At 70.7% G+C, this 13,661-nt stretch carries 5 protein-coding genes and 1 tRNA gene; 5 read left to right on the top strand and 1 reads right to left on the bottom strand.

Annotated elements, in window-relative coordinates; translation table 11 throughout:
* Positions 1–113 precede the first annotated feature (113 nt).
* Positions 114–776: a DegT/DnrJ/EryC1/StrS family aminotransferase gene (locus tag NX794_RS31910; protein ID WP_258783127.1), complete on the top strand. Its 663-nt coding sequence runs from the start codon at positions 114–116 to the stop codon at positions 774–776.
* 95 nt (positions 777–871) lie between these two features.
* Positions 872–944: transfer RNA gene (locus NX794_RS31905), tRNA-Thr, on the top strand.
* A gap of 55 nt (positions 945–999) precedes the next feature.
* On the opposite strand, the gene NX794_RS31900 is transcribed toward NX794_RS31905, so the two are convergent.
* The gene (locus tag NX794_RS31900) at positions 1,000–3,762 is read right to left on the bottom strand and encodes a SpoIIE family protein phosphatase (protein ID WP_258783122.1); all 2,763 of its coding nucleotides are present in this window, start codon (positions 3,760–3,762) and stop codon (positions 1,000–1,002) included.
* A gap of 431 nt (positions 3,763–4,193) precedes the next feature.
* Here NX794_RS31900 and NX794_RS31895 point away from each other — a divergent pair, with 431 nt between their 5' ends.
* From NX794_RS31895 to NX794_RS31885, 3 genes are all read left to right on the top strand, one after another.
* Complete coding sequence (locus NX794_RS31895; RefSeq protein ID WP_258783120.1) at positions 4,194–9,653, top strand: HAMP domain-containing protein; 5,460 nt, start codon at positions 4,194–4,196, stop codon at positions 9,651–9,653.
* Between the two features lie 274 nt (positions 9,654–9,927).
* Positions 9,928–10,608: a response regulator gene (locus NX794_RS31890; protein ID WP_258783118.1), complete on the top strand. Its 681-nt coding sequence runs from the start codon at positions 9,928–9,930 to the stop codon at positions 10,606–10,608.
* 123 nt (positions 10,609–10,731) lie between these two features.
* Entirely contained in the window at positions 10,732–13,485 is a 2,754-nt protein-coding gene (locus NX794_RS31885) for a DNA translocase FtsK (RefSeq protein WP_258783117.1), read from the top strand.
* The last annotated feature ends 176 nt before the right edge of the window (positions 13,486–13,661 follow it).

Here is a 13,661-nt window from a genome sequence, read left to right as displayed (position 1 = left end):
AATCTTTCAAAGGTCGGATCCCGAACTTCGGTTCGGGATCTGACCTTTTTCTGTTGCGCGTAACGTGTCGTTCACGTTGCGCACCCAGCATCCCAGGCATGGGAACTGCAGCAATGCTCAGGGCCGCCGGCGTCGGCGTCGGTGACGAGGTCGTCGTACCGGCCTTCGGGAACGTCGAGGTCGCCGAGGCCGTGACCCAGGCCGGCGCGCTTGCGGTGTTCGCCGACATAGACCCGCTGACCTACTGCCTCGACCCCGGCGCGGTCGAGGCGGTCCTGACTCCCCGTACGGCAGGGGTCGTCGCCGTACACCGCTTCGGGCGGCGGCCCGACCTCCGGCGCCTGCACGCGCTCGGACAGCGGCACGGGCTGCTGGTCCTGGAGCAGGCCGAGGCCGAGGCGTCGTACGACGAGGCGGCCCAGCGCAGGGAGCGGGCGGCTTATCTCGACGGCAGGCTGAAGGGCGTGCGGACGCCGGACGGCGGCGACGGGCACACCTATCAGCAGTACGTCGTGCGGGTGCCGGGGAACGGCCGGCCCGACCGGGACGCGTTCGCACGGGCCGTACAGGCCAGGGGAGTCGACTGCCGGGTACCGGTGAAGACGCCCGTGCACCGGCTGCCGGAGTTCCGGCGCTGTGTGTCCCTGCCGCAGACGGAGCTGGCCGCCGACGAGACGCTCGCGCTGCCCGTGGACGCGGCGCTCACCCGGCGGGAGATGCAGCGCGTCGTGTCCGCCTGCAACGCCCTCGGCGGACTGCTCCAGGCGGCCTTCTGAGGCGCCTTCCGAACAGGCCCGAACTAATTTGGGAAGTCGGCGCTGTTCGGGGTACAGTTTCTTCGTCGCCGCCGGGGGAAACCCCGAAACGACAGGCCCCTATAGCTCAGTCGGTAGAGCGTCTCCATGGTAAGGAGAAGGTCAACGGTTCGATTCCGTTTGGGGGCTCCGCCACAAAAAGGCCCCACCCTTTCCGGGTGGGGCCTTTTTCGTGCTCCGCTTCTCAGGTTTCGGGGTGGATTCCCGGGATGCGCATCGCCAGGATCGCCATGTCGTCCGAAGGGGCGTCCGAGGCGAAGCGTTCCACCGCCCGCATGATGCGCGCGGCCACCGCGCCGGCGGTGAGGCCCGTGCACGTGGTGAGGACGTCGGCGAGACCGTCGTCGCCCAGCATGCGTGTGCCCTCGCGCCGCTCGGTGACGCCGTCCGTGACGCACAGCAGCACGTCGCCGGGGTCGAGGACGAAGGTCTCCTCGTACAGCTCCAGGTCCTCGATGACGCCCAGCAGGGGCTGGGGTTCGGCGGCTGGCCGCACCGTGCCGTCCTGGCGCAGCCGCAGTGGCAGCGGGTGGCCGGCGCAGACCACCTTGAGTTCGGCGCTGCCGTCGTCCTGCGGGCGCAACTCGCCGTACAGCAGGGTCAGGAAGCGGCTGCGGTCGCCCTCGTCGAGGATCGCGGAGTTCAGCCGCTCCAGGACGGCCGGGCCGCTGAGGCCCTCGCGGGCGAGCAGGCGCAGCGCGTGCCGGGCGAGGCCGGTGACGGCGGCGGCGTTGGGGCCCGTACCGCAGACGTCGCCGATGGCGAAGCCGTAGGCGCCCTCGCCGATGGGGAAGACGTCGTAGAAGTCGCCGCCGACCTCGTTGCCCTCGCCGGCCGCGCGGTAGATGACCTCGACCTCGACGCCGTCGATGTGCGGGGTGCCCGGCGGGAGCAGGCTGCGCTGGAGGGCCTGGCTGATGGCCGTGCGCTCCGAGTAGAGGCGGGCGTTGTCCAGGGCGAGGGCGGCCCGGCGGCTCAGGTCCTCGGCGAGTTCCAGGATCTCCTGGCGGAAGTGCTCGTCGGTGGGTTTGCCGAGGGTCAGCATGCCGATGACGCGGTTGCGGGCCACGAGCGGCAGGACGACCGTCTCGCCGCCGACCGCGGCGGCCGTGGCCAGGGTCGGGCCGATGCCCGAGGCGAACTGGTGGGTGGGGCCGCCGGACAGGCCGAGGCTGCGCATGGAGGTGCGCAGGGCGGCCCGGTGGGCGACCTCGCCGGGGGCGCTCCAGACGCGGGCGCCGGGGGTCGGCACCGGGTCCGGCGGGGAGATCTTCGACAGCAACGACTTGATGCCGTCGATGAGTTCCTCGTCCTCGTGCAGGACGTAGGAGAGGTACGGCTCGGAGGCCTGGTCGGCGATCGTGTACACCGCGCACCAGGTGGCCAGCGTCGGGACCGTCATCTGCGCCATCAGGGCCAGCGTCTGGTCCCGGTCCAGGGTGCCCGCCAGCAGGTCGGAGGCCTCGACGAGGAAGCTCAGGGAGCCGCGGCGCAGCCGCTCCAGCTCGCCGAGGCGGGCCGACTCGACGGCCAGGGCGATCCGGTCGGCGGCGAACTGGAGGCGCAGCGCCTCCTCGTTGGAGTAGCGGCCGGGTGCCTCGGCGGCGACGCCGAGCGAGCCGGTGAGGCGGCCCTCGACCTTCAGCGGGACGGTGACGACCGACCGCATGCCGGTGCCGCCGAGCAGGGGTACGGCGCCGGGTACGGCCGCCAGGTCGTCGTGTACGGCGGGCATGCGCGCGGAGCTGTAGCGGCCGGGGCCCGCTTCGACGGGGACGCGGGCGAAGCGCTGGCGGGCCGAGGGCAGGCCGGTGGAGGCGCGGACCTCCAGCTCGGTCTCGTCGTCGGTGGCGAGGAGCAGGAACGCCGAGTCGCCGTCGAGCATGTCGCGGGCGCGTTCCACGGTGCGCTGGAGCAGGCCGTCGAGGTCGTCCGGGGCGGGGGAGCCGATGAACACCTCGAACGGGTCGGCGCCCAGCCCGTCGGAGGAGGGGGACTGGTCGGAGGCCGGGGCGCGCGAGGGTGTCTGGAGGACGGCGCGCTCGTGGTCGCGGACCAGGAGGCAGACGGTGGAGGGCTCGCCGCCGGTGTCGCGGACCCTGAGGTGCGAGGCGTACACCGGGACGACGCGGCCGTCGGCGCCGCGGATGCCGTAGCTGCCCTCCCAGCGGGAGAGCTGGAGGGCCTCGGCGATGCCGGTGCCGGTTCCGGGGGTGTGCGGCCAGGCCGCCAGCTCGGTGAGGGGTCTGCCCACGGCCTCGGCCGCCGGGTGGCCGAAGAGATCCTCGGCGTCCTCGTTCCAGGCGCTGACGGAGCCCTTGCGGTCGACCTGGAGTACCGCGACGCGGACCCGGCCGTCGGCCAGCGGGAGCAGGGCGGCGGGCAGGGCGGGGCCGGCGGTGCGGGTGCCCACCGGGCGCTCCGGCAGGTTGAGCTGGAACCAGACGTTCTTGTGGGTGGGCGTGTAGTCCACGCCCCAGCGGGTGGCCAGGGCCGCGCACAGCTGCAGACCGCGGCCGCCCTCGCGGTCCGGGTTGCCCATGCCGGCGGAGACCGCGCCCTGGAGGGGGACCTCGCGCTCGGGGTAGCGGTCGGAGACCTCGACGCGCACGCCGTCCTCGGTGCGCAGGCAGAGGACCTCCGCCTGGGTGCCCGCGTGGACGACCGCGTTGGTCACCAGCTCGCTGGTGAGGACGACGGCGTCGTCGACGACGTCGGCGAAGCCCCAGCCCTGGAGGGTGTCGCGGACGAAGGACCGGGCGGTCGCTACCGATCGCCCGACGGGCTCGAAGCTGGCGGCCGCGCGCGCGGTGATCACAGAACTCCTCGGCCGGTTGTCGACGTGCGGGTCTCCGGGGCCGACGGGCTCGCGCCGCTGCTGCGGCAGCCGCTCGCCCGTCGGCTGTTGATCCGGGGGCTGTCCCCCGGGGACCAGTCCGGTGGTCATGGTCTGCGGCCGCCCCTCCGATGCCCGCTCGTTCTCGTGCCACCGCCCAGGCCGGTCGGACCGGTGCGGCTGGACAGCCGCATGCAAGGTTACTTACCTTCGCGGTCCGACCGGATGCCGGTCGCCGGTGTTTACCCCCCAGGTGTGCGGACCGTGTGCGAAGCTGCCGAACTGTTATGGCCTGGTTCGGCCGGGGTGAAACACTGGGCAGGCTTGTCTTGTGACGAAGGTCCGGTTGATGAAGGCCCGGTCGCGCCGCGTGGGCGGCCGGGGTGGTGGGCAGCAGCCCCTGCGGGGGCTGTGGATCTCGTCCGGCGGAGATACGCAGCAGGAACGGGTACGCGGGAGCAGTCGGCACGCCGGTCGTCGGCGGGCCGGGGCCGAGGCGCCCGAGCACGGCAGTGACGGTCTACCCCTCCGGGAGGGACACAGTGGAGTCTGGCGCGGCGACGCGGGGTTCGAGGACGCGCGCGAAGGGCGGTCCGTCCCTGGGCGGGAGCGGCGGCACCACCACCGTGGACACAGCCGCCCTGAACCGGCTGCTGGCCGCTCTGGTGTCGATGCGCGACGGGAACTTCCGCAAGCGGCTCACGGTGTCCGGGGACGGCGTGATGTCCGAGATCGCCGCCGTCTTCAACGAGGTGGCCGACCGGAACCTGCATCTGACGGGTGAGCTGTCGCGGGTGCGGCGCATGGTGGGGCGCGAGGGGAAGCTCACGGAACGCCTGGAGACGGGTGCCTGTGAAGGCTCCTGGGCCGCCGCCGTGGAGAACTCCAACGCGCTGGTGGACGATCTCGTCCGGCCCGTGTCGGAGGTCGGCCGGGTGCTCACGGCGGTCGCGGAGGGCGACCTGTCGCCGCGCATGGAGCTGCGCACCCAGGCGCCGGACGGCGGCACCGGGCATCCGCTGCGCGGTGAGTTCCTGAAGGTCGGCCGTACGGTGAACAACCTGGTCGACCAGTTGTCGACGTTCACGGACGAGGTCACGCGGGTGGCCAGCGAGGTGGGCACCGAGGGCAAGCTCGGGGGTCAGGCCCGGGTGCGCGGGATGTCGGGTTCCTGGAAGGACCTGACCGAGTCGGTCAACACGATGGCGGACCGGCTGACCGCGCAGGTGCGGGACATCGCGCTGGTGACGACGGCGGTCGCCCGGGGCGACCTGTCCCGCAAGGTGACCGTGTCCGTCGCCGGCGAGATGCTGGAGCTGAAGAACACCGTCAACACGATGGTGGACCAGCTGTCGGCCTTCTCCTCCGAGGTCACGCGGGTGGCCCGGGAGGTGGGCACCGAAGGCATCCTGGGTGGCCGGGCGCAGGTGCCCGAGGTGGCCGGCGTGTGGAAGGAGTTGACCGACTCCGTCAACACCATGGCGGGCAACCTGACCGCCCAGGTGCGCGGGATCTCGCAGGTCACGACGGCGGTGGCCAATGGTGACCTGTCGCAGAAGGTGACCGTCCCGGCGCGGGGAGAGGTGGCGCAGCTCGCCGAGACGATCAACCAGATGACGGAGACGCTGCGGATCTTCGCCGACGAGGTGACGCGGGTCGCGAACGAGGTCGGCGCGGAGGGCCGGCTCGGCGGGCAGGCGAACGTGCCCGGTGCGGCCGGTACCTGGAAGGACCTGACGGACTCCGTCAACACGGTGTTCCGGAACCTGACGACGCAGGTGCGGGACATCGCCGCCGTGACGACCGCCGTGGCCAGCGGGGATCTGTCGCAGAAGGTCACCGTGGACGTGGCCGGCGAGATGCTGGAGCTGAAGAACACCGTCAACGGCATGGTGGACCAGCTGTCGGCGTTCGGTGCCGAGGTGACGCGGGTCGCGCGGGAGATCGGTGTCGAGGGTGAGCTGGGCGGCCAGGCGCAGGTGCCGGGCGCGGCCGGTACCTGGAAGGACCTGACGGACTCGGTCAACACCGCGTTCCGCAACCTGACCGGGCAGGTGCGCAACATCGCCCAGGTGACGACGGCGGTGGCGAACGGCGACCTGTCGCAGAAGGTCACCGTGGATGTCTCCGGTGAGATGCTCCAGCTGAAGAACACCGTGAACCGGATGGTGGACCAGCTCTCCAGCTTCGCCGACCAGGTGACGCGGATGGCGCGGGACGTGGGCACGGAGGGCCGGCTCGGCGGTCAGGCCCGGGTGGACGGGGTCTCGGGCACCTGGAAGGAGTTGACGGACTCTGTCAACTTCATGGCCGGGAACCTGACGTCCCAGGTGCGGCAGATCGCGCAGGTGACGACGGCGGTGGCGCGTGGCGACCTGTCGCAGAAGATCGACGTGGACGCGCGCGGTGAGATCCTCGAACTGAAGAACACGATCAACACGATGGTGGACCAGCTGTCCGCCTTCGCGGACCAGGTCACCCGGGTCGCCCGGGACGTGGGCACGGAGGGCCGCCTCGGCGGGCAGGCGCAGGTGCCGGGTGTGGCCGGTGTGTGGCGGGACCTCACCGACTCCGTGAACGGCATGGCGGGCAACCTGACCGCCCAGGTGCGCAACATCGCCCAGGTGGCGACGGCCGTGGCCCGTGGTGACCTGTCGCAGAAGATCACCGTGGACGCGCGCGGGGAGATCCAGGAACTCAAGAACACCCTGAACACGATGGTCGACCAGCTGTCGTCCTTCGCCCAGGAGGTCACCCGGGTGGCCCGTGAGGTGGGCACGGAGGGCATGCTGGGCGGCCAGGCGGAGGTGCAGGGTGTCTCGGGCACCTGGAAGGACCTCACGCAGTCGGTGAACTTCATGGCGAACAACCTGACGATCCAGGTGCGCAACATCGCCGAGGTGACGACGGCGGTGGCCAAGGGCGACCTGTCCAAGAAGATCACCGTGGACGCCAAGGGCGAGATCCTTGAGCTGGTCACTACGGTCAACACGATGGTCGACCAGCTGTCCAGCTTCGCCGAGCAGGTGACCCGGGTGGCCCGCGAGGTGGGCACCGAGGGCATCCTGGGCGGTCAGGCCCATGTGCCGGGTGTCACCGGCATCTGGAAGGACCTGAGCAACAACGTCAACCTGATGGCCAACAACCTGACCATGCAGGTGCGCAACATCTCGCAGGTGGCGGCGGCGGTCGCCAACGGTGACCTGACGCGCCAGGTGACGATCGAGGCGAGCGGCGAGGTCGCCCAGCTCGCCGACACGATCAACACGATGGTCAAGACGCTGAGTTCGTTCGCCGACCAGGTCACCAAGGTGGCCCGCGAGGTGGGCACGGACGGCATCCTGGGCGGTCAGGCGCACGTACCGGGCGTGGCCGGCACCTGGAAGGACCTCACCGAGTCGGTGAACCAGATGGCGTCCAACCTGACCGGTCAGGTGCGCAACATCGCCATGGTCACCACGGCCATCGCCAAGGGTGACCTGACCAAGAAGATCGACATCGACGCGCGGGGCGAGATCCTCGAACTGAAGACGACGATCAACACGATGGTGGACCAGCTGTCCAGCTTCGCCGAGGAGGTCACGCGGGTGGCCCGCGAGGTGGGCACCGAGGGCCAGCTCGGCGGTCAGGCGCGGGTGCGGGACGTCGACGGCACCTGGCGGGACCTGACCGAGTCGGTGAACGAGATGGCCGGGAACCTGACCCGGCAGGTGCGTGCCATCGCGCGCGTGGCGACCGCGGTGACCCGCGGCGACCTGAACCTGAAGATCGACGTGGACGCGTCCGGCGAGATCCAGGAACTCCAGGACTACATCAACAAGATGATCGCCAACCTGCGCGACACCACGATCGCCAACAAGGAGCAGGACTGGCTCAAGGGCAACCTCGCCCGGATCTCCGCGCTGATGCAGGGCCGCCGGGACCTGGAGGACGTGGCCTCGCTGATCATGAGCGAGCTGACGCCGGTGGTCTCCGCGCAGCACGGCGCGTTCTTCGTGGCGATGCCACTGATGGAGGGCAAGGACGCGGCCGGCGGCGAGGACGACTACGAGCTGCGCATGCTGGGTTCGTACGGCTACTCGATGGGCTCCATGCCGACGTCGTTCCGGCCCGGTGAGGCGCTGGTCGGCGCGGCCGCCGAGGAGAAGCGCACGATCCTGGTGGAGAACGCGCCCAGCGGCTATCTGAAGATCTCCTCCGGGCTCGGGGAGGCCCCGCCGGCGCAGGTGATCGTGCTGCCGGTGCTGTTCGAGGGCAAGGTGCTCGGGATCATCGAGCTGGCCTCGTTCACCCCGTTCACGCACATCCAGAAGGACTTCCTCAACCAGATCGCCGAGATGATCGCGACCAGCGTGAACACCATCTCGGTCAACACCAAGACCGAGCAGCTGCTGAAGCAGTCGCAGGAGCTGACCGAGCAACTGCGTGAGCGGTCCGCCGAGTTGGAGAACCGGCAGAAGGCGCTCCAGGTGTCCAACGCCGAACTGGAGGAGAAGGCCGAGCTGCTGGCCCGGCAGAACCGGGACATCGAGGTGAAGAACACCGAGATCGAGGAGGCCCGGCAGGTCCTGGAGGAGCGCGCCGAGCAGCTCGCGGTGTCGATGCGCTACAAGAGCGAGTTCCTGGCCAACATGTCGCACGAGCTGCGCACGCCGCTCAACTCGCTGCTGATCCTGGCCAAGCTGCTCGCCGACAACGCCGAGGGCAACCTGTCGCCGAAGCAGGTGGAGTTCGCCGAGACCATTCACGGCGCCGGTTCCGATCTGCTTCAGCTGATCAATGACATCCTGGACCTGTCGAAGGTCGAGGCGGGCAAGATGGACGTCTCCCCGACGCGGATCGCGCTGGTCCAGCTCGTGGACTATGTGGAGGCAACCTTCCGGCCGTTGACGGCGGAGAAGGGCCTGGACCTGTCGGTGCGGGTCTCCCCGGAGCTGCCCGCGACCCTGCACACCGACGAACAGCGGCTGCTGCAGGTGCTGCGCAACCTGCTGTCCAACGCGGTGAAGTTCACCGATTCCGGCTCTGTGGAGCTGGTGATCCGGCCGGCCGGCTCGAACGTGCCGCCGTCGATCCGGGAGCAGTTGCTGGAGGCCGGATCGCTGGCCGATCCGGAGGGGGAGCTGATCGCGTTCTCGGTGACCGACACGGGCATCGGCATCGCGGCCAGCAAGATGCGGGTGATCTTCGAGGCGTTCAAGCAGGCGGACGGTACGACCAGCCGCAAGTACGGCGGTACCGGCCTCGGGCTGTCGATCTCGCGGGAGATCGCGCAGTTGCTCGGCGGTGAGATCCACGCGCAGAGCGAGCCGGGCCGCGGCTCGACGTTCACGCTGTACCTGCCGCTGCACCCGAGCGAGCTGCCGCCGCAGGGCTACCAGCAGTCCGTGCCCCCGCTGGAGGCCGGTGAGCTGGTCGCCTCGCGGTCCGAGCCGTCCTCGGAGCTGTCCGCGGCGGAGGTCGAGACGCCGGCCGAGGTGAAGTCGTACCAGGAGACGCAGAACGGTCCCGCGGCGCTGTTCCGGCGCCGCCGGCGGAGCCTGCCCCGGGCCGAGCAGCCCACCGAGCAGTGGTCGGCGGCGCCCGAGCCGGAGAGCGCCCCGCAGCCGCTGCGCGCGGTGCGGTTCGGCGGGCAGAAGGTGCTGATCGTGGACGACGACATCCGCAACGTGTTCGCGCTCACCAGCGTCCTGGAGCAGCACGGGCTGTCGGTGCTGTACGCGGAGAACGGCCGCGAGGGCATCGAGGTGCTGGAGCAGCACGACGACGTGGCGGTCGTCCTGATGGACATCATGATGCCGGAGATGGACGGTTACGCGACGACCACGGCGATCCGCAGGATGCCGCAGTTCGCCGGGCTGCCGATCGTCGCGCTGACCGCCAAGGCGATGAAGGGCGACCGGGAGAAGGCGATCGAGTCCGGTGCGTCCGACTATGTGACGAAACCGGTGGACCCGGATCACCTGTTGGCCACGATGCGGCAGTGGATGGGTGAGAAGTGACCTGATCCGGGGCAGGTGTGTGGCCTCGGGGGGAACCCCGGGGACGTACGAGGAGCCGCCGGTCTAGGGTGGCGGTCGGACGTATGGGAATGTGGGGTTCCGGGAACCATCGTGGTTCCCGCCGCGTTTCCGGTGTGTGCACGGTGACATCCCAGTGACAGGGTGTGGCGACGGGCGGGGTGCGGCTACGATGACCGGCACAAGGACGGGCGGCGAAAGGGAGTCGCCCCCTGGGGCGGCACCCGGTGTACCGCCGGGGCGAGGAGGGCGGGCCATGGTGCAGAAGGCCAAGATCCTCCTGGTCGATGACCGGCCGGAGAATCTGCTGGCGCTGGAGGCCATCCTCTCTGCGCTCGATCAGACGCTGGTGCGGGCATCGAGCGGGGAGGAAGCGCTCAAAGCGCTGCTCACGGACGATTTCGCGGTCATTCTGCTGGATGTCCAGATGCCGGGCATGGACGGATTCGAGACCGCTGCCCACATCAAGCGGCGCGAGCGGACGCGGGACATCCCGATCATCTTCCTGACGGCGATCAACCACGGCCCGCACCACACCTTCCGGGGGTACGCGGCGGGCGCGGTGGACTACATCTCCAAGCCGTTCGATCCGTGGGTGCTGCGCGCGAAGGTCTCCGTCTTCGTCGAGCTGTACATGAAGAACTGCCAGCTGCGCGAGCAGGCGGCGCTGCTGCGGCTCCAGTTGGAGGGCGGCGGCAGGGGCGCGGTCGGCGGCAAGGAGTCGGCGGGGCTGCTCGCCGAGCTGTCCGCGCGGCTCGCGGCCGTCGAGGAGCAGGCCGAGGCGCTGTCCAAGCAACTGGACGACGACTCGGCGGACGCGGCGGCGGTGGCGACCGCCGCCCATCTGGAGCGCAAACTCACCGGCCTGCGCCGCGCGCTCGACGCCCTGGAGCCCGGCACCGCGGCCGGCGGCGCCCCGCTGCCCCCGGGGAACTGACGAGACGGCGGGGGCGGTTGCCCGTGAGCGCGCGTCAGTTCCGCGCCCACGCAAGGGCGACACGAACGGGTGAAGCAGTGGGCACGCGTGTCCCCTCGCGTCTCCCCCGGTAACCTCACCTCCATGGCCTCACGTCCCTCCGCCGCCAAGAAGCCGCCCGCCAAGAAGGCCGCGGCTCCCGCGAAGGCCCAGGCGAAAAAGGCGGTGGCGAGGAAGGCACCGGCCAAGAGGGCGCCGGCCAGGAGGCCGGTGAAGAAGGCCGCGCCGCCGCGGCCGGTGGCCAGCCCCACCGGGGGCGTGTACCGGCTCGTGCGCGCCGTCTGGCTCGGCCTCGCGCACGCCGTCGGCGCCGTCTTCCGCGGCATAGGGCAGGGCGCGAGGAACCTCGACCCCGCTCACCGCAAGGACGGCGTGGCCCTGCTGCTGTTCGCTATCGCGCTGATCGTCGCCGCCGGGACCTGGGCCGACCTGAAGGGCCCGGTCGGTGACCTGGTGGAGATCCTGGTCACCGGCGCCTTCGGCCGGCTCGACCTCTTGGTGCCGATACTGCTCGCGGTGATCGCCGTACGGTTCGTCCGGCACCCGGAGCAGCCGGAGGCCAACGGCCGGATCGTGATCGGTCTGTCGGCGCTCGTGATCGGCGTGCTCGGACAGGTCCACATCGCCTGCGGCTCGCCCGCCCGCAGCGGCGGCATGCAGGCCATAAGGGACGCCGGCGGCCTGATCGGCTGGGCGGCGGCGACCCCGCTCACGTACACGATGACCGAGGTGCTCGCCGTACCCCTGCTGGTGCTGCTGACCGTCTTCGGCCTGCTCGTGGTGACCGCCACCCCGGTCAACGCCATCCCGCAGCGGCTGCGCGCGCTCGGCGTCAGCCTCGGGGTGCTGCGTGACCACGAGGCGGAGTTCGCCGAGGACGACGAGCGCTACGACGAGCAGTGGCGCGAGGCGCTGCCCGCGCGCCCCCGCAAGCGCTCGGGCGCACCCCAGGCCTATGACCCGGACATCGCCGAGGAGACCGCCCTCTCGCAGCGCCGGGGCCGCCCCCGGCGCTCTGCGGTGCCCCAGCCGGACCCGCGGCACCCGGATGCCGTGGACGTCGCCGCCGCTGCCGCCGCCGCGCTCGACGGCGCGGTGCAGCACGGCATGCCGCCGTCCCCGGTGGTCGCCGACCTCACCCAGGGCGTCAGCGTCGGCGACCGCGAGGACACCACCCCGGTACCGACCCCCGCGCCCGCCTCCGAGCCGGCATCCGCACCCGCCCCGGCACCGGTCCCGGCCGCCCGCCCCAAGCAGGAGCGGCTCAGGACGGGGGACACCGGGGGAGTCGTCCCCGACCTCACCAAGAAGGCGCCCGAGCAGCCCCGCGAGCTGCCCGCGCGCGCGGAGCAGCTCCAGCTCTCCGGGGACATCACCTACTCGCTGCCCGCGCTCGACCTGCTCACCCGCGGCGGCCCCGGCAAGGCGCGCAGCGCGGCCAACGACGCGGTCGTCGCCTCGCTCACCCAGGTCTTCACCGAGTTCAAGGTCGACGCGGCCGTCACCGGCTTCACCCGCGGACCGACGGTCACCCGTTACGAGGTCGAGCTGGGCCCCGCCGTGAAGGTCGAGCGGATCACCGCGCTGACCAAGAACATCGCGTACGCCGTCGCCAGCCCCGACGTGCGGATCATCAGCCCGATCCCCGGCAAGTCCGCGGTCGGCATCGAGATCCCGAACACCGACCGGGAGATGGTCAACCTCGGCGACGTGCTGCGGCTCGCGGAGTCCGCCGAGGACGACGACCCGATGCTGGTCGCCTTCGGCAAGGACGTCGAGGGCGGCTATGTCATGCACTCGCTGGCGAAGATGCCGCACATGCTGGTCGCCGGCGCCACCGGTTCCGGCAAGTCGTCCTGCATCAACTGCCTGATCACCTCGATCATGATGCGGGCGACCCCGGAGGACGTCCGGATGATCCTGGTCGACCCCAAGCGCGTCGAGCTGACCGCCTACGAGGGCATCCCGCACCTGATCACGCCGATCATCACCAACCCCAAGCGGGCCGCCGAGGCGCTCCAGTGGGTCGTCCGCGAGATGGACCTGCGCTACGACGACCTCGCCGCCTACGGCTACCGGCACATCGACGACTTCAACCGGGCCGTGCGCGAGGGCAAGGTCAAGCCGCCCGAGGGCAGCGAGCGCGAGCTGCAGCCGTACCCCTACCTGCTGGTGATCGTGGACGAGCTGGCCGACCTGATGATGGTGGCCCCGCGTGACGTCGAGGACGCCATCGTGCGCATCACGCAGCTCGCGCGCGCGGCCGGCATCCACCTGGTGCTCGCCACCCAGCGCCCCTCGGTCGACGTGGTCACCGGTCTGATCAAGGCCAACGTGCCCTCCCGGCTGGCCTTCGCCACCTCCTCGCTGGCCGACTCCCGGGTCATCCTCGACCAGCCCGGCGCCGAGAAGCTGATCGGCAAGGGCGACGGCCTGTTCCTGCCGATGGGCGCCAACAAGCCCACCCGTATGCAGGGCGCCTTCGTGACCGAGGAAGAGGTCGCCGTCGTCGTCCAGCACTGCAAGGACCAGATGGCGCCGGTCTTCCGGGACGACGTCACCGTGGGCACCAAGCAGAAGAAGGAGATCGACGAGGACATCGGCGACGACCTGGACCTGCTGTGCCAGGCGGCCGAGCTGGTCGTCTCCACGCAGTTCGGTTCGACGTCCATGCTCCAGCGCAAGCTGCGTGTGGGCTTCGCCAAGGCGGGCAGACTGATGGATCTCATGGAGTCCCGCAACATCGTGGGGCCGAGTGAGGGATCCAAGGCGCGTGACGTTCTCGTGAAACCCGACGAGCTGGACGGCGTGCTCGCGGTGATTCGCGGGGAGTCTTGAGGGTGACCTGAGAGGGCCCGTCCGGCGCAAGCCCGTACGCCGGACGGCCGTATCCCCGTGACCCACCCGTTAGCCGGCCATGAGCAACCCTTTCCCTTTGTCGTACGTCCAGTTGAGCGAGAGGACAGGTGAGGGTCCCGTCATGGGGTACCTGCTTGTCCGACCATCGGAATGTC

The organism is Streptomyces pyxinicus (assembly GCF_024753135.1).
Classification (GTDB): Bacteria; Actinomycetota; Actinomycetes; order Streptomycetales; family Streptomycetaceae; genus Streptomyces; species Streptomyces pyxinicus.
Note: the sequence above shows the minus strand (reverse complement) of the source record. Positions and strands in the feature narration are given on the sequence as shown.